10 protein-coding genes are annotated in these 17,446 nt (G+C 72.2%); 3 read left to right on the forward strand and 7 right to left on the reverse strand.

All coding sequences use genetic code 11. From position 1 onward, the window contains the following. Positions 1-105 precede the first annotated feature (105 nt). Positions 106-1,272, forward strand: a complete 1,167-nt coding sequence (locus ACIQ7M_RS32760; protein ID WP_403651056.1) for an MFS transporter — start codon at positions 106-108, stop codon at positions 1,270-1,272. A 256-nt stretch (positions 1,273-1,528) separates the two neighbouring features. On the opposite strand, the gene ACIQ7M_RS32765 is transcribed toward ACIQ7M_RS32760, so the two are convergent. Beyond that, positions 1,529-2,113, reverse strand: a complete 585-nt coding sequence (locus ACIQ7M_RS32765; RefSeq protein WP_355761552.1) for a TetR/AcrR family transcriptional regulator — start codon at positions 2,111-2,113, stop codon at positions 1,529-1,531. Positions 2,114-2,236: 123 nt separating this feature from the next. Between ACIQ7M_RS32765 and ACIQ7M_RS32770 the strand changes: the two genes are divergently transcribed. Continuing rightward, the gene (locus ACIQ7M_RS32770) at positions 2,237-3,841 is read left to right on the forward strand and encodes an MFS transporter (RefSeq protein ID WP_403651058.1); all 1,605 of its coding nucleotides are present in this window, start codon (positions 2,237-2,239) and stop codon (positions 3,839-3,841) included. Positions 3,842-4,180: 339 nt separating this feature from the next. Beyond that, the gene (locus tag ACIQ7M_RS32775) at positions 4,181-7,156 is read left to right on the forward strand and encodes a helix-turn-helix transcriptional regulator (protein ID WP_403651060.1); all 2,976 of its coding nucleotides are present in this window, start codon (positions 4,181-4,183) and stop codon (positions 7,154-7,156) included. Between the two features lie 81 nt (positions 7,157-7,237). On the opposite strand, the gene serA is transcribed toward ACIQ7M_RS32775, so the two are convergent. The 6 genes from serA to ACIQ7M_RS32805 form a co-directional block, all read right to left on the reverse strand. After that, complete coding sequence (serA, locus tag ACIQ7M_RS32780) at positions 7,238-8,827, reverse strand: phosphoglycerate dehydrogenase (protein WP_403651062.1); 1,590 nt, start codon at positions 8,825-8,827, stop codon at positions 7,238-7,240. Between the two features lie 307 nt (positions 8,828-9,134). Beyond that, on the reverse strand, positions 9,135-10,136 hold the full coding sequence (gene ilvC / locus ACIQ7M_RS32785; RefSeq protein ID WP_355761541.1) for a ketol-acid reductoisomerase: 1,002 nt from the start codon (positions 10,134-10,136) through the stop codon (positions 9,135-9,137). 133 nt (positions 10,137-10,269) lie between these two features. Next, a complete protein-coding gene (ilvN, locus tag ACIQ7M_RS32790) occupies positions 10,270-10,797 on the reverse strand; it encodes an acetolactate synthase small subunit (RefSeq protein WP_261705560.1) in 528 nt (175 codons plus the stop codon). 20 nt (positions 10,798-10,817) lie between these two features. Beyond that, positions 10,818-12,674, reverse strand: coding sequence for an acetolactate synthase large subunit (locus tag ACIQ7M_RS32795; RefSeq protein WP_355761538.1), 1,857 nt, complete (start codon positions 12,672-12,674; stop codon positions 10,818-10,820). A 227-nt stretch (positions 12,675-12,901) separates the two neighbouring features. Next, the gene (locus tag ACIQ7M_RS32800; protein ID WP_403651065.1) at positions 12,902-16,282 is read right to left on the reverse strand and encodes an EAL domain-containing protein; all 3,381 of its coding nucleotides are present in this window, start codon (positions 16,280-16,282) and stop codon (positions 12,902-12,904) included. A 219-nt stretch (positions 16,283-16,501) separates the two neighbouring features. Then, on the reverse strand, positions 16,502-17,443 hold the full coding sequence (locus ACIQ7M_RS32805; protein WP_403651067.1) for a 2-hydroxyacid dehydrogenase: 942 nt from the start codon (positions 17,441-17,443) through the stop codon (positions 16,502-16,504). Positions 17,444-17,446: the final 3 nt, after the last annotated feature.

Consider the following 17,446-nt stretch of genomic DNA (forward strand, 5'->3'; position numbering starts at 1 on the left):
CGGACACGACGGACCGCCCGGCCGACCCCGCGCACACCGGCCCCGGACCCGGCGCCCGCACCGCCCTCGACCGAGCCCCCCGCCCCGGCGGGTGAGGCGGGACCGGTGACCGGATCGGGACCGGTGGCCGGGTCCGCCGGCCGGCCTCCGCTGCTCACCCGGCCCCTGATGCTCCGCTTCGTGAGCATGATCGGGGCGTCGGCGAGCTTCTTCCTGCTGCTGTCGGTCGTCCCCGCCTACGCCACGGCGTCGGGGGCGGGCCCAGCCACCGGCGCACTGATGCTGGCCACCGTGCTCGGCGAACTGGGTGCTCCCCGCCTGGTCGCGCGCTTCGGCTACCGGGCGGTGCTGGTCGCCGGACTCGCGCTGCTCGGGGCTCCGGCGCTCGTCCTGACCCTCTCGCACTCGCTCGCGTGGATCGTGCTGGTCTGCCTGGTCCGCGGTCTCGGCTTCGCTCTGACGCTGGTGGCCGGCGGGGCGCTGACCGCCTCGCTGATCCCGGCCGGACGGCGGGGTGAGGGGCTGGCGCTGGTGGGCGTGGTCTCGGGCGTGCCGTCCCTGATCGCCCTGCCGCTCGGCATGTGGCTGGCCGGCCGTGTGGGCTTCACCCCGGTCGCCCTCGTCGCCGGCGTGGTCGCGCTCGCCGCCGTCGCGTCGGTGCCGGGCCTGCCCGGCCGGGAGCGGGCCTCGGAGAAGCCCGTGGGGATGGTGGCGGCGCTGCGCACCGGTGAGCTGGCGCGGCCCGCGGCCGTCTTCGCGACCACGGCCCTGGCGACCGGGATCATCGTCACCTTTCTGCCGCTGGCGGTCCCCGCGGCCGCCTCCGGGGTCGTCGCGGCGGCCCTCTTCGTGCAGCCCGCCGCGTCGACCGCGGCCCGGTGGGCGGCCGGCCGGTACGGCGACCGGCGCGGGCCCGCGGGGCTCGTGCTGCCGGGTCTGCTCCTGTCGGCGGGCGGCATGCTGATCACCGCGTTCACCGGGAGCACGGTCGCCGTCCTGGCCGGGGTGGCCGTCTTCGGAGCCGGCTTCGGCATCGCCCAGAACGCCACACTGAGCCTGATGTACGCACGGGTCCCCGCCTCCGACTACGGGACGGTCAGCGCGCTGTGGAATCTCGCCTACGACGGTGGCATGGGCGTCGGCGCCCTCGGTTTCGGCGCCCTCGCCGCACCGGTGGGGTACGCGGCGGCCTTCGCCGTCACGGGCGCGTTGATGCTGGTGGCGCTGGTCCCGGCCGTCCGGGACCTGCGCACCCCCGCGCCGAAGGGATGACCGGCCGGTCCGGCGGACGAACGACGAACGGGCGCGGGACCACCGGATGGGCGAGGCGGCCGGCTCGTGGGCGAGGCGGCCGGCGCGCGGGCGAGGCGGCCGGCGCGCGGGCGAACGGCCGGCTCGTGGGCTTCGGGAGGCACCTGGGCTTCGGGAGGCACCTGGGCGAACGGCCGACGCGGGGGCTTCGGGCCGTACCCGGGCGAACGGCCGACGCGTGGGCTTCGGGCGGAGGCCCGTCGCGCGGCCGCCGGGTTCACTTCGCCTCGCGCGCCCCGTCGATCACGCGCCGCAACCCGTCGGTGAGTTCGTCCGCCGTGGACGCGCTCGCCGGATCGAAGAGCCACTGCACCATCAGGCCGTTGAGCAGCGCCTGGTAGAAGCCGCCGAGCGACTTCACCGTCGCGTCGTCGAGCGTCCCCTCGTCCCGCCCGGTGAACATCGCGACCAGCCCGGACCGTCCCTCGATCTGGGCCTTCGCCATCAGATCCCGCAGTTCCGGCACCCGGTCCCCCTGCGTCGCGATTTCCATGCTGGCCGCCCACAGGGGCCGGAAGTCCTCGAAGGACTCCAGCATCCGCGCCCACACGCTGTGGAAGCGCTCCACGGAACCCCCCGGCTCGGCCTCGCGCGCCGACGCCGGGTCGAACTTCTCGCCCCACTCCTGAATCAGCTCCACGAAGGCCTGCGTGAGCAGCGCGTCCTTCGACCCGTAGTGGTAGCCGATGGACGCGAGATTCGTCCCCGACTCCTTGACGATGTCGCGCGCCGTGGTGCGCACGAAGCCCTTCTCCAGCAGGCAGCGCTTGGCGCCTTCGAGCAGATCCTCACGGTGTCCCATGCCGGCCACCCTACCCCCGATTCAGACAACCGTCCCATACAGCCGTCAAGGACAGCTGTTTGATACGCACGTCTTAAACGCTCGTACTAGACAAGCGTTTAAGACGTGCGTACAGTCCCTGCCATGACGAACCCGACGAGCACGACTCCCGCCGCCGGCGCTCCCGGCGCTCCGGCCGGCCGCCGCGAATGGACGGCCCTCGGCGTCCTGATGCTTCCGCTGCTCCTGGTCTCGATGGACGTCTCCGTCCTCTACTTCGCGATCCCCTCGATCAGCGCGGACCTGGAGCCGAGCGGCACCCAGCAGCTCTGGATCTTCGACATCTACGCGTTCGTGCTCGCCGGGTTGCTGATGACGATGGGCTCCCTGGGCGACCGCATCGGGCGCCGCAAGCTCCTCCTGTTCGGCGCCGCCGCGTTCGGCACCGCCTCGGTGCTGGCCGCCTACGCGAACAGCGCCGAGATGCTGATCGCGGCCCGCGCGGTCCTCGGCGTGGGCGGCGCGACCCTGATGCCGTCGACGATGGCGATCATCCGGACGATGTTCACCGACCCCGGACAGCGCGCGAAGGCGATCGGCCTGTGGTCGGGCGTCATGACCGGCGGCATCGCCCTCGGTTCGGTGATGAGCGGGGTCCTCGTCCAGTACTTCTGGTGGGGCTCGGTCTTCCTGGTCAACCTGCCCGCGATGGCGCTGCTGCTGGTCCTCGGCCCGTTCCTGCTGCCCGAGTCCAGGAACCCCGAGCCCGGCCGCTTCGACCTGCTCAGCGTGCCGCTGTCGATGGCCGCCGTGCTGCCGGTGATCTACGGCGTCAAGGAGATCCCGTCCGAGGGCTGGAAGACCGAGTACGTCGTCTCGGTCCTCGTCGGCCTGGTCTTCAGCGCCCTGTTCGTGCACCGCCAGCGCACCGCGAAGTCGCCGCTGATCTCCCCCGCCCTGTTCCGCGGCCGCGGCTTCGCCCCCGCCGTCGTCCTCAACCTGATCTCGTCCTTCGGCATGATGGGCTCGGCGTACTTCACCACCCAGTACCTCCAGTCGGTGCTCGGCAAGAGCTCCATGGCCGCCGCACTGTGGGCCCTGCTCCCCACCGTCCTGGTCGGCGTGGCCGCGCCGGTCTCCGCGCACCTCGTGCAGAAGGGCGTCCACCGCGCCCACGTCGTCTCCGGCGGATTCGTCGTCGCCGCCTGCGGCTACGGCCTGCTGGCCCTCGCCGGCACCGACTCCCTGTGGCTGGTGCTGGCCGGCGCTGGCGTCCTCGCCTCCGGGATCGTCACTGTGATGTCGCAGATGATGGACCTGGCCCTCGGCACCGTGCCCGTCGGCAACGCGGGCTCCGCCTCCTCCCTGCTGGAGACCGGCGCCGAGTTCGGCGGCGCCCTCGGCATGGCCGTCCTGGGCTCCATCGGCACGGCCGTCTACCGCCACGACATCCCGGCCGGCGCCCCGGCCGCGGCCCACGAGACGCTCGGCGGCGCGCTCGCCGTGGCCGGACGGCTGCCGGGCGACGCCGGACAGGCGCTGGCCGGCGCGGCACGGGAGGCCTTCACCCACGGCATGCAGGCGGCGGCCGTCGCGGGGGCGGTCCTGCTGCTGGGCGCCGCCGCCCTCGCCGCGGCGAGCCTGCGCAAGGTGGCGGTGCGCGAGGACGGCGACAGCCCCGACGCCGGAGCCGGCGAGCCGCTGGAGACGGCGGCGTCCGAGCAGGGAAGCGGCCTCACCCCCGCCTGAACCGTCCACCGGGCGGAAGCGGCCCGACCGCCGCCCGAACCGTCCACCGGGCGGCGGACCACGCCCTGAACGAATGCCCGCCGCCCGGTGCCGAGCGGCCTGGACGCCGCCACCCGGTGGAGCGCGCCCCGAGCGCCCACCCGCCGGACGGACGAAGCGCACGAGCGCCCTCCACCGGGCGGACCGCACCCTGCATCGCCCCCGCCGGGCGGACCGGAGAACCCCGGTCCGCCCGGCACCGGCGTGACGGCACCCGGCCGGGCGGGGCGGCTCCCGGTCCCCTCCCGATCAGGAAGGCGACGCCGGGGAGTTGTCGGCGGGGCGTGCCAGGATGGGCCTGTGACACAGACTTTCGGTACGCCGTTCATCGGCCGGAGCGACGAACTCGCCCGGCTCACCGGCGTGCTGGAGCGCGCCGGGGGCGGCGAGCCGCACGCGGTCCTGGTGGCCGGTGACGCCGGCGTCGGCAAGACCCGCACCCTCACGGAGGCCGCGGCGCACGCGACCGCCGCCGGGACGACGGTCCTGACCGGCCACTGCGTGGACCTCGGCGACGTGGGCCTGCCGTACCTCCCGTTCACGGAGATCCTGGGCGCGGCGGCCGCCGACGAGCGCCTCGCCCCGGCGTTCGCGGCCCACCCGGCGGTGGACCGGCTGACCGGCTCCGGCCCGGGGCCCGGCGGCGCGTCCGACCCCGGCGGCCGGCTCCGCCTCTTCGAGGCCGTCGCGGGTCTCCTCGCCGACCTGGCCGACATCACCCCGCTCCTGCTGATCATCGAGGACCTCCACTGGGCGGACCAGTCCTCCCGCGACCTGCTGCGCTTCCTGCTCAGCCGGGGCGTGCTCCAGCGGCCCCCGGTCGGGGGTCCGGCCCGGCGCCTCGCGGTCTTCGCCTCGTACCGCGCGGACGACCTGCACCGCCGCCACCCGCTGCGCCCCCTGCTCGCCGAGCTGATCCGGCTGCCGGCCGTCGACCGGCTGGAGCTGCGGCCCATGGGCGACGCCGACGTGGCCCGGCTCGTGCGCGCGCTGCGCACCGGCCCGGTCTCCGACAGCACGGTCCACAGCATCGTCGAGCGCGCCGAGGGCAACGCCTTCTACGCCGAGGAGCTGCTCGCCGCGCTCCCCGGCGACGACTCCCCCGTCTCCCCCGCCATGCCCAGCGGACTCGCCGACGTCCTCCTCATCCGCATCGAGCAACTCACCGACACCGCCCAGCAGGTGCTGCGCACGGCGGCCGTCGCCGGGCGCCGCGTCGAGCACGAACTGCTGCGTGACGCCGTACAACTCCCGGAGGACGAGCTGGAGTCGGCGCTGCGCGAGGCCGTCGGCCACCAGCTCCTGGTGCCCGGGGGCGACGCGACGTACTCGTTCCGCCACGCGCTCACCCGCGAGGCCGTGTACGCGGACCTGCTGCCCGGCGAACGGGTGCGGCTGCACAGCCGGTTCGCCGGACTCCTCGCGGGACCCGCCGGTTCGGCCAAGAACGCGGCGGAACGGGCCCACCACTCGCGCGAGAGCCACGACCTGCCCGACGCGCTCACCGCCTCCCTCGAAGCCGCCGATCACGCCCAGCGCGTCGGCGCTCCCGCCGAGGAGCTGCGCCATCTGGAGACGGCACTCGAACTGTGGCCGACCGTGGACACCGGCGCCCGCCCCGAGGGCGCCGGGCCGGTCACCCTCACCCTGCGCGCCGCGGCCGCCGCCGCCCGGGCCGGGGAGACGCACCGCGCGGTCCACCTCACCCGTGACGCGCTCGCCAGGGCCGGCTCGGACGCCGACTCCGAGCTCGCCGCCCGCGTGCGGTACACCCTCGCGGGCAACCTGATGCGGATCGACAGCCTGAAGGACGCGTTCGCGTACAGCAGCGAGGCGCTCGCCCTGATCCCCGCCGAACCGCCCTCGTACACCTGGGTGTGGGCTGCGGCCACCCATGTCATGGCGGCCCGTCTGGTGGGACGGGACGAGGACGCCGAGCGGGTCGCCCGGCAGGCGCTCGCCACCGCCGAACAGCTCCGGCTGGCCGACGCCCAGGCCGACCTGACGATCTCCCTGGTCGGCATGGAGGCGGACAACCGGCGCACCCCGAAGGGCCGCGAACGCCTGCGCCGGGCGCGTGAACTGGCCCACGGCGCGGGGAACTTCCCGGTGGAGATGCGGGCCCTGTTCAACCTCGCCATCGGCGCATACGAATCCGGCGACCTGGAGGAGTGCCTGACCTGGCTCGACGACGGCGTGGACCGCGCCCGTCGCGCCGGTCTGCTCCCCTCGCCGTACGCCCTGGAGCTGCGCTATCTCCAGTCGCTCGTGCTCTACACGTTCGGCCGCTGGGACGCGTGCGCGCGAGCGGCCGCGGACGACGCCGAACTGCTCCCGGCGGCGGCCGGGATCGCCACAGGCCCCGCTCTGTACGTGACCCTCGCCCGCGGCGCCCGGGAGGCGGCCGTCGCCGGGGCCCGCGCCCTGCTCGACCGGCCCTTCGACTGGATGTCGACCATGGTCGCGAGCATCGTCCTGACCGATGCGGCGGCCCAGGGCGGCAACGCGGAGGAAGCCGTACGGCGGCTGCGCACCGCCACCGAGGCCCTCACGGACGTCACCGGCACCGGCCCGCCGCCCGTCGTGGTGCGGCTCGCGGCGCTCGCGCTGTCGGCGGTCGCAGACGCGGCGGAGAAGGCGCGCCACGACGGCGACACGGCCGGCGGCGACCGCTGGGCGGACACCGCGACCGAGCTGGTGGAGCTGGCGAGGACGGTCGTGGCGGCCGGAGGCAAGGGCGCCGAGCAGGGGCCCGAGGGCCGGGCCTGGTCCGCCCGCGCCGAGGCGGAGTGGCTGCGGGCCCGCAGCGGTCCGGACGTGTCGGCCTGGGAACGGGCGGTCGCGGCCTTCGGCTACGGCGATCCGTACGAGCTGGCCAGGAGCAGACGGCGGCTCGCGGAGGCCCTTCTCGCGGCGGGCCGCCGGGAGGAGGCCGGCGAGCAGGCCCGCGCCGCCCACGACATCGCCGTGCACCTCGGCGCGGAGCCGTTGCGCGAGGCCCTGGACACGCTCGTTCGGCGCGGCCGCCTCGCCGAGTCACCGGCCGGCGGGGAACGCATCGCCGCGCTGACCGCCCGGGAGAGCGATGTGCTGCGGCTGCTCGGCCGCGGGCGCACCAACCGCCAGATCGGCGAGGAGCTGTTCATCAGCGGCAAGACGGCGAGCGTCCACGTCTCCAACATCCTCGCCAAGCTGGGTGCCGCGAGCCGCACCGAGGCCGTGGCCATCGCCTACCGCGAGGGACTGATCGAGCCGGAGACGACACCGTCCGCGTGAGCGTCCACAACGGCCGAGGGCCGGGACACCCGTGGGTGTCCCGGCCCTCTCTCGCAGGGTGCGAGCCGTATCGAACCGGTCTCAGACCAGGTTGACCGACCGCGCCGACGTCGCGCCGATCTCCTCGGAGAGCTCGGTGAGAACGGTCGGCGGCACGGTGTCGTCGACGGTGAGGACCGCGAGGGCCTCGCCACCGACGTCCGCGCGGGCGACCTGCATGCCGGCGATGTTGATGCTGGACTCGCCGAGGATGCGGCCGACGGTGCCGACGACACCGGGACGGTCCTCGTAGCGCAGGACGAGCATGTGGTCGGCGAGCGCGAGGTCCACGTCGTACTCGCCGACGGCGACGATCTTCTGGAGGTGCTTCGGGCCGGCCAGCGTGCCGGAGACCGCGACCTCCTGGCCGTCGCCGAGCGTGCCGCGCACGGTGACCACGTTGCGGTGGTCGGGCGACTCGGAGCTCGTGGTCAGCCGGACCTCGACGCCGCGCTCCTGCGCGAACAGCGGGGCGTTGACGTACGACACGGTCTCGTCGACGACGTCCTCGAACACGCCCTTGAGCGCGGAGAGTTCGAGCACCTTGACGTCGTGCTGGGTGATCTCGCCGTACACCTCGACGTCGAGGCGGACCGCGACCTCGCCCGCGAGGGCGGTGAAGATGCGGCCGAGCTTCTCGGCGAGCGGCAGACCGGGCTTGACGTCCTCGGCGATGACGCCGCCCTGGACGTTGACCGCGTCGGGGACGAGCTCACCGGCGAGGGCGAGGCGCACCGAGCGGGCGACGGAGATACCGGCCTTCTCCTGGGCCTCGTCCGTGGACGCGCCGAGGTGCGGGGTGCAGACGACCTCGTCGAGCTCGAACAGCGGGGAGTCCGTGCAGGGCTCCTTCGCGTACACGTCGAGGCCGGCGCCGGCGACGCGGCCCTCCTTGAGCGCCGAGTACAGCGCCTCCTCGTCGACGATCCCGCCGCGCGCTGCGTTGACGATGCGCACGGTCGGCTTGACCTTGTGCAGGGCCTCGTCGCCGATGAGACCGAGGGTCTCGGGGGTCTTCGGCAGGTGCACGGTGATGAAGTCCGAGACCTCGAGCAGCTCGTCGAGGGTGAGGACCTTCACGCCCATCTGCGCGGCCCGCGCGGGCTGGATGTAGGGGTCGTAGGCGACGACCTTCATGCCGAAGGCGGACATGCGCTGGGCGACGAGCGCGCCGATGCGGCCGAGGCCGACGACGCCGAGGGTCTTCTCGGCGAGTTCGACACCGGTGTACTTGCTGCGCTTCCACTCGCCGTTCTTCAGCGCCGTGTTGGCCTGCGGGATGTGGCGCGCGGTGGCGAGGAGGAGACCGCAGGCCAGCTCGGCCGCGGTCACGATGTTGGAGGTGGGCGCGTTGACGACCATCACGCCGGCCTTGGTGGAGGCGGAGACGTCGACGTTGTCCAGGCCGACGCCGGCTCGTGCGACGACCTTCAGCTTCTTGGCGGCGGCGACGGCCTCGGCATCGACCTTGGTGGCCGAGCGGATGAGGATGGCGTCGACGTCGGCGATGGCGGGCAGCAGCTCGGCACGGTCCGCGCCGTTGCAGTGCCGGATCTCGAAGTCCGGGCCCAGGGCGTCTACGGTCGCGGGCGACAGCTCTTCAGCGATGAGTACGACAGGTTTCGAGCTCACGTGAGTCCTCACAAGTCCAATGCGGACGGCCGTCCCGACGGCCGCAGGCGGTGGAGGGTTTGCAGCGGCCCCGGGGTGTGCCTGCACTTCTTGGGGGGGGTCGCTCGAGCCGCGTGGAAGACGCACGACGCTGTGGGCCTGACGCGTTGTTGCTGTGCAGTGTAGTGGCGCCGCGCAGGTCGTCCTGCGCCTCCGCGGAAGGATCACCCGTCCGTGGCTGGACGGTATGTCCAACACCCTGTCCACGGGCGTTACCCGGGGTTCGACGAAGGGGCCGGAGCATGCCGCTCCGGCCCCTTCCCCAGGCTTACGCCTCGTCGTCGTTGACCCACGACATGAGCTTGCGGAGCTCCTTGCCGGTGGTCTCCAGGAGGTGGTTCTCGTCCTGGGTCTTGTACTCGTTGTACTTCTTCAGACCCGAGTGGTACTCGTCCATCCAGTTACGGGCGAACGTGCCGTCCTGGATCTCGGCGAGGACCTGCTTCATCTCGGCCTTGGTGGCGTCCGTGATGATGCGCGGGCCGGTGATGTAGTCGCCCCACTCGGCGGTCTCGGAGACGGACCAGCGCATCTTCTCCAGGCCGCCCTCGTACATGAGGTCGACGATGAGCTTCAGCTCGTGGAGGCACTCGAAGTACGCGATCTCCGGCTGGTAGCCGGCCTCGGTCAGCGTCTCGAAGCCGGCCTTGACCAGGGCGGCGGTGCCACCGCAGAGGACGGCCTGCTCACCGAACAGGTCGGTCTCCGTCTCCTCGGTGAAGGTCGTCTTGATGACGCCGGCGCGGGTGCCGCCGATGCCCTTGGCGTACGAGAGGGCGAGCGCCAGGCCGTTGCCGGTCGGGTCCTGCTCGACGGCGACGATGCACGGAACGCCGCGGCCCTCCTCGTACTGGCGGCGGACCAGGTGACCGGGGCCCTTGGGGGCGACCATGCAGACGTCGACGTTGGCCGGCGGCTTGATGAAGTCGAAGCGGATGTTCAGGCCGTGGCCGAAGAACAGCGCGTCGCCGTCGTTGAGGTTGTCCTTGATGGACTCCTCGTAGACCTGGGCCTGGATCGGGTCCGGCACCAGGATCATGATGACGTCGGCCTCGGCGGCGGCCTCCGACGGGGTCACCACGCGCAGGCCCTGCTCCTCGGCCTTCGCCTTGGACTTGGAGCCCTCGTGCAGACCGACGCGGACGTCGACACCCGAGTCGCGCAGCGACAGCGCGTGGGCGTGACCCTGGCTGCCGTAGCCGATGACCGCGACCTTGCGGCCCTGGATGATGGACAGGTCGGCGTCGTCGTCGTAGAACAGCTCGGCCACTGGGGTTCTCCTTGTTTTCCGGTATTTCCGGTGTTGCGTCCCACCGTACGGCGGGCGGGGGAATGAAGTTCTCGGGTCTCGCTATACGGGCGGGCCGGGTGGGCGGCCGGCCCGTACGGCGGTATCTCCTGGGCTAGGCCGACCGGTCCAGTGCGCGCAGCGACCGGTCGGTGATCGAACGCGCCCCGCGTCCGATCGCGATCGTGCCGGACTGGACGAGCTCCTTGATGCCGTACGGCTCCAGCATCTTGAGCATGGCCTCCAGCTTGTCGGCGCCGCCGGTGGCCTCGATGGTGACGGCCTCCGGGGAGACGTCGACGGTCTTGGCGCGGAACAGCTGAACGATCTCGACGATCTGGGAGCGCGTCTCGTTGTCGGCGCGCACCTTCACCAGAACGAGTTCCCGCTGAACGGCCGAACCGGGTTCCAGTTCGACGATCTTCAGGACGTTGACGAGCTTGTTGAGCTGCTTGGTGACCTGTTCGAGCGGAAGTTCCTCGATCACGTTCACCACGATGGTGATGCGGGAGATCTCGGGGTGCTCGGTGACACCGACGGCGAGGGAGTCGATGTTGAAGCCGCGCCGGGAGAACAGGGCGGTGATCCGGGCGAGGACACCGGGCTTGTTCTCGACGAGGACGGAGAGGGTGTGCTTGCTCATGGGTCTGACTCGGCTCTCTCTCAGTCGTCTTCGTTGTCGCCGAAGTCGGGGCGGACGTCCCGGGCGAACATGACCTCGTCGTTGGAGGTGCCGGCGGCGACCATCGGCCACACCATCGCGTCCTCGTGGACGATGAAGTCGACCACGACCGGGCGGTCGTTGATCGAGTTCGCCTCCTCGATCACCTTGTCGAGGTCGTCCGGGGACTCGCAGCGGATGGCGTGGCAGCCCATGGCCTCCGACAGCTTCACGAAGTCGGGGACGCGGGTGCCGGCGCTCGGCTGCTTGCCGTCCGCGTCCGGGCCGCTGTGCAGCACGGTGTTGGAGTAGCGCTGGTTGTAGAAGAGGGTCTGCCACTGGCGGACCATCCCGAGGGCGCCGTTGTTGATGATGGCGACCTTGATCGGGATGTTGTTCAGGGCGCAGGTGGTGAGTTCCTGGTTGGTCATCTGGAAGCAGCCGTCGCCGTCGACCGCCCAGACCGTACGGTCCGGCTGTCCGGCCTTGGCTCCCATCGCGGCCGGGACCGCGTAGCCCATCGTTCCGGCGCCGCCGGAGTTCAGCCAGGTCGAGGGGTGCTCGTACTGGATGTAGTGCGCGGCCCACATCTGGTGCTGGCCGACGCCGGCCGCGAAGATCGTGCCCTCCGGGGCGAGCTGTCCGATGCGCTCGATGACCTGCTGGGGGGAGAGCTGGCCGTTGTCGGGCTGCTCGTAGCCGAGCGGGTAGGTCTCGCGCCAGCGGTTGAGGTCGCTCCACCAGGCGGTGTAGTCGCCGGTGTTCCCCTCGCTGTGCTCCTTCTGGACCGCCTGGACCAGGTCGGCGATGACCTCGCGGGCGTCTCCGACGATCGGCACGTCGGCGGCGCGGTTCTTGCCGATCTCGGCCGGGTCGATGTCGGCGTGGACGATCTTGGCGAACGGGGCGAAGCTGTCCAGCTTGCCGGTGACGCGGTCGTCGAAGCGGGCTCCGAGGGCCACGATCAGGTCGGCCTTCTGCAGCGCGGTGACGGCGGTGACCGAACCGTGCATGCCCGGCATGCCCACGTGCAGATGGTGGCTGTCGGGGAACGCGCCGAGCGCCATCAGGGTGGTGGTGACGGGCGCTCCGGTGAGCTCCGCGAGGATCTTCAGCTCGGCGGTGGCGTGCGCCTTGAGGACGCCGCCGCCGACGTACAGCACGGGCCGCCTGGCCTGGCTGAGCAGCTTGGCCGCCTCGCGGATCTGCTTGGCGTGCGGCTTGGTCACCGGACGGTAGCCGGGCAGGTCCTGGGTGGGCGGCCACTGGAAGGTGGTCCGGGCCTGGAGGGCGTCCTTGGCGATGTCGACGAGGACGGGGCCCGGCCGGCCGGTGGAGGCGATGTGGAAGGCCTCCGCGATCGTCCGCGGGATGTCCTCGGCCTTGGTGACCAGGAAGTTGTGCTTGGTGACCGGCATCGTGATGCCGACGATGTCCGCCTCCTGGAAGGCGTCCGTGCCGATCGCCTTGGACGCGACCTGACCGGTGATCGCGACGAGCGGCACCGAGTCCATGTGCGCGTCGGCGATCGGGGTGACCAGGTTGGTCGCGCCGGGGCCGCTGGTCGCCATGCAGACGCCGACCTTGCCGGTGGCCTGCGCGTAGCCGGTGGCCGCGTGGCCGGCGCCCTGCTCGTGGCGCACGAGCACGTGCCGCACCCGCTTGGAGTCCATCAGCGGGTCGTAGGCCGGAAGGATCGCACCGCCGGGAATGCCGAATACGGTCTCGGCCCCGACCTCCTCGAGCGAGCGGATGAGGGACTGCGCGCCCGTGACGTGCTCGGGGGCGGACTGCTGTCCTCCGGAACGGGGCCGCGGCTGCGGATGGTGGGCCCCGGTGGCCTGCTCGGTCATCGGCATTCTCTTCTCGATGCTGAGGGTTTTTGCGACTTTTGTGCGGTGTACGACTGATGCCTGTGCAACAAAAAACCCCTCGTGCCGTGAGGCAAGCGAGGGGAGCGCGCCGGGTGCGGTCGCTGGGTGTTCCGGACCTTTCCGGAGGCCACCTAGCTTCAGCCGACGCGCTTTCCAAGTACGAGAATTCGGGTGCGCATGGCATTGACCCTCCCCCCGGCACGCACCGACTGTCAAGTGGGTGGGACGGGAGTCTCATTATGTGAGCGGAGGGTCGTTCCGCCCCCCAGGACGACAGGCACTCCTCCCGTATACACCGCCGCGCCCCCGCCACCGGCGAAGACCGGCTCGGCGGGGCCGTTCGGCACCGGATAGTGGCCGGAAGAGAGCGCTCGGCGCAGCCGGTACTCGTCCAGGGGCCCGGAGAACGCCATGCCCTGTCCATGGGTGCAGCCCATCGCGCGCAGGGCGACCACCTGCTCGGGAAGATCCACCCCGTCGGCCACGGACTGGAGTCCCAGATCGGCGGCGATCCGCAGCAGCCCGCTGGTGATCTTGTGCAGCCGGGCGGACTCGACGACCCCCTCGACCAGACTCCTGTCGAGCCGCAGGACGTCGACGGGGAGCCGCCTCAGTGCCGTGATCGCCGCGTAGCCGCTGCCGAAGCCGTCCAGGGCGATCCGCACACCGAGGCGCCGCAGCGCGTTCAGCCGGCGCTCCAGCTCGTCCAGGGGAACCCTCGGATCGGTGTCGGACAGTTCGACGATCAGACCGCCCGAGGCGAGCCCGTGCCGGGTCAGCAGGGACTCCACGGAGCCCAGCGGCATCGAGCGGTCCACCAGACGCCGGGCGGTCATCCGGACCGTGACCGGCACGGCGACGCCCGCGGCGGTGCGTTCGGCGGCCTGCCCGACGGCCTCGTCGAGCATCCAGCGGCCGAGTTCGGCGGTCCTCTCGCTGTCCTCGGCGACCCGCAGGAACTCGGCGGGGGTGAAGAGCACCCCTTGGGAGGAACGCCAGCGCGCCTGTGCGGTGACCGACGCGATCCGGCCGTTCTCCAGCGACACCACGGGCTGGTGCAGCAGCGCGAACTCGCCGTCCTGCAGCGCGGAGCGCAGCCGGGTCGCCAGCTCCGCCCTGCGGACCACGTCCTGCTGCATCTGGGGCGCGTAGAGCTCGACGCGCCCCTTTCCGGCCGCCTTGGCGCGGTACATGGCGAGGTCGGCGTTGCGCAGCAACTCACCCGCTCCGAGGCCCGGTTCGGCGAAGCCGACGCCGATGGACGCGGCGACCCGGACATCGTTGCCGTCAATACAGTAGGGCTGGGAGAGCCTGATCCTCAGACGGTCGGCGAGTTCCCGTACCTGCTGCTCACGGGCGGTGCGGTCGCGGCCCCCGTCACCGACGATCAGGGCCGCGAACTCGTCCCCGCCGAGCCGGGCGGCGGTGTCGCCGTGCCGGACGGAGTCCTGGAGTCTGCGGGCGGCCTGGACGAGGAGTTCGTCGCCGGCCTGGTGCCCGATGGTGTCGTTGACGGCCTTGAAGCCGTCGAGGTCGATGAAGAGGACGGCGGTGCCCCGGTCGGTGGAGCGGCGCCCGGACAGGGCCTGCTGGACGCGCCGGGTGAACAGCGCGCGGTTGGGCAGGTCGGTGAGCGGGTCGTGCTCGGCGTTGTGCTGCAACTGCGCCTGGAGCCGCACGCGTTCGGTGACGTCACGGCTGTTGAAGATGAGGCCGCCGTGGTGCCGGTTGACGGTGGACTCCACGTTGAGCCAGCCGCCGTCGCCGGACCGGAACCTGCACTCGATCCGGGTGGTGGGTTCCTCGGCATGGCTGGTCGCGAGGAAGCGCCGTACCTCGTGGACCACGCAGCCGAGGTCCTCGGGGTGGATGAGCGAGGCGAGTTCGGAGCCGACCAGTTCCTCGGCGTCACGGCCGTAGACCCCGGCGGCGGCCGGGCTGACGTATCTCAGGATGCCGTTCGGTGCGGCGATCATGATGACGTCGCTCGAACCCTGCACCAGGGAGCGGAAGTGGTTCTCCTTCTGGGCCAGTTCCTGGGTGAGGGTGATGTTGTCGAGCAGCATGATGCCCTGGCGCACCACGAGGGCGAGGACGACGAGACCGGCGGTGACGAGCACCACGCGGTCCACCCTGCGTCCGTTGAGGATGTTGTACAGGATCCCCAACGTGCAGACGGCGGCGGCGAGATAGGGCGTCAGGGCGGCCAGCGATCCGGTGATCGGACGCGCCGCCGGGGAGCGGCCCGGGCCCTGGGGGTCCGCCGGCGCGGGTCCGCCCTGCCCTCCGTGGCGTGGGTCCGGCTCCTCGTGCCACTCCTGGCCGTCGTGGGACCCGGGCCGCTCCTGCGGGGCCCCTTGTCCGGGCGCCGGACGGGCGCCCTGGGACCCGGGCGGGACACGGCTCCCCGGGAGCCCGTGCTGCCCTTCCCTGCGCTGTCCGGGGATGCCCTCGTGGGCCACGCGCGCGTGCTCCTCCGAGCCCGGCCCGTCCGGTCGGCGCGGGTCGGGTCCGCTCGGTTCGGGGCCCTCGGGTCCGCGCGGGTCCGGGCCGTACGCGTCGATGCCGGCGCCGTGCTCGCCGGTGGTGTGCTCCTCGCCGGGGTGTTCCTCGCTCTCGTGCCCGTGCCGGGTGACGACCCAGGGGGCGTAGGCGAGGAGCAGCGAGCCGGCGAACCAGCCCGCGTCGAGGAGCTGGCCCGAGTGGTAACTGTTGTGCAGGAGGGGCGAGGTGAACAGCGCGTCGCACATCACGGTCAGGGCGAGCGCCCCGATCGCCGTGTTGACCGCCGACCTGTTCACCGACGAGCGCCGGAAGTGCAGCGCGAGCACCATGCTGACCAGCGCGATGTCCAGCAGCGGGTACGCGAGGGACAGCGCGGTGTGCGCGACGCTCGGCCCGTCGAACCGCGCGGCCTGGGCGAGCGCCAGACTCCAGGACAGGGTGAGCAGCGATCCGCCGATGAGCCAGGCGTCCAGCGCGAGACACACCCAGCCCGCCCTGGTGACGGGCCGCTTGGCGAGCACCAGCAGTCCGACGATGGCGGGCGGCGCGAAGCAGAGGAAGAACAGATCGGCGTAGCTCGGGGTGGGCACGGGGCGGTCGAGGACGACCTCGTACCATCCCCAGACCAGGTTGCCGAGCGAGGCCATGGCCGAGGAGAGGGCGAACAGCAGCCACGCGGGTCGAAAGCGGCTGCGGCGGCGACGGGCGTAGAGGAAGCAGGAGACCGCCGCGGTGCCCGCGGCGACGCTCAGCCCGAAGTCGCCCATGACCAGTGCGAGGCTCGTGGAGCCCCAGCCGAGCGCGGAACCGACGGCGTAGGCCGCGCACACCAGGGCCAGCACGAGTTGCGAGAACAGGCCCGTCCCACCGTCGAACACCGTCCGACGGATCAGCAGCGCTCCGGGGGAGCTCACCGGGCCCACCCGGTCCGCGCCCCGGGGTCCCGCCGGTCCCGGCACGCCGGGTGTCCGTGCCTCCGGCGGCCCGGATGCCTGCGGTGGTGATGGCTGCCGTGACCGCCGCTGTGCGTGGCCGCGCGCCAGGGTCGTCGTCGGCGGCGGCCCCGCCGCGTCGGATCGTTGGTCCATAGGCCGTGCATCGCCCGTCGCCCCCCTCGCAGTCTCAAAGTCCGTCCCCGGCGCCGAACGGTGCGCGGCGCAGCCCCTGTCCGGACGATACACCAGTCTCGTCACTCAGGGACATAGTTCCTCTACGCTCCGTAACGACCAGGGACTATGCCGACACGGCCCGCGTTCGGGGAACTGCGGAGAGTGCCCGAGGCGGACGGCGAGCGAACAGGGCGTTGCTCAGGTGCCGGTGGTAAGGACCACGTTGCGCAACGGCTCCCGGTTCACGAAGCGGGTGAGCTGATCGGCGAGCAGTCGCTTGGCGCGCGGCCAGAACGCCGAGGTCGGGCCCCCGACATGGGGGCTGATGAGCACGCCGGGCGCGTGCCACAGCGGGTGGCCCGGGGGCAGCGGTTCGGGGTCGGTGACGTCGAGGGCGGCGGTGATGCGCCCGCTCTTCAGCTCGCCGAGCAGCGCGTCCGTGTCGACGACGGGTCCGCGGGCCATGTTCACCAGGAGCGCGCCGTCCTTCATCCGGGACAGGAAGCCGGCGTCCACCAGGCCGCGGGTGCTGTCAGTGAGCGGCGTGGACAGGATGACGACGTCGAACTCGGGGAGGAGGGAGGGCAGTTCGGTGAGGGGGCGCACGGGACCGCGCGCCGTGGCACGGGCGGAGCGTGCGACGCGCGCCACCCGCGCGAGCTCGAACGGCGCGAGCCTGTCCTCGATGGCCGACCCGATGGACCCGTACCCCACGATGAGAACGGACTTGTCGGCCAGTGCGGGACGGAAGCCCGAGCGCCACTCCTGCTTGTCCTGGCCGCGCACGAAGTCGGGGATCCCGCGCAGCGAGGCGAGGATCAGGGCGAGCGCGAGTTCGGCGGTGCTCGCCTCGTGCACCCCCCGGGCGTTGCACAACTCCACGCCGGACGGCAGGGCGTTGAGGCTCGGCAGGACGTGGTCGACGCCCGCGGAGAGGGTCTGCACGGTCCGCACCGACGTCATTTCGGCCATAGGCCGCTGCGAGACGGCGGACGGCTTCATGTAGGGCACGACGTAGAACACGCAGTCGGCGGGATCCGCGGGGAACTCCTGGCCGCCGTCCCAGAAACGGTAGTTGAGGCCCTTCGGGAGTCCGTCGATCTCGTCCGCGTGGAAGGGGAGCCAGACATCGGAAGTCATGGT

Source organism: Streptomyces sp. NPDC096324 (assembly GCF_044763015.1).
In the GTDB taxonomy this organism is placed as follows: domain Bacteria; phylum Actinomycetota; class Actinomycetes; order Streptomycetales; family Streptomycetaceae; genus Streptomyces.

Bases quoted from the DNA above. Each gene is read 5' to 3' on its own strand.
- ACIQ7M_RS32765 (WP_355761552.1), bottom strand. From the start codon at position 2,113: ATGGGACACCGTGAGGATCTGCTCGAAGGCGCCAAGCGCTGCCTGCTG.
- ACIQ7M_RS32770 (WP_403651058.1), top strand. From the start codon at position 2,237: ATGACGAACCCGACGAGCACGACTCCCGCCGCCGGCGCTCCCGGCGCT.
- ilvN (WP_261705560.1), bottom strand. From the start codon at position 10,797: ATGAGCAAGCACACCCTCTCCGTCCTCGTCGAGAACAAGCCCGGTGTC.
- ACIQ7M_RS32795 (WP_355761538.1), bottom strand. From the start codon at position 12,674: ATGCCGATGACCGAGCAGGCCACCGGGGCCCACCATCCGCAGCCGCGG.
- ACIQ7M_RS32800 (WP_403651065.1), bottom strand. From the start codon at position 16,282: ATGGACCAACGATCCGACGCGGCGGGGCCGCCGCCGACGACGACCCTG.
- ACIQ7M_RS32805 (WP_403651067.1), bottom strand. From the start codon at position 17,443: ATGACTTCCGATGTCTGGCTCCCCTTCCACGCGGACGAGATCGACGGA.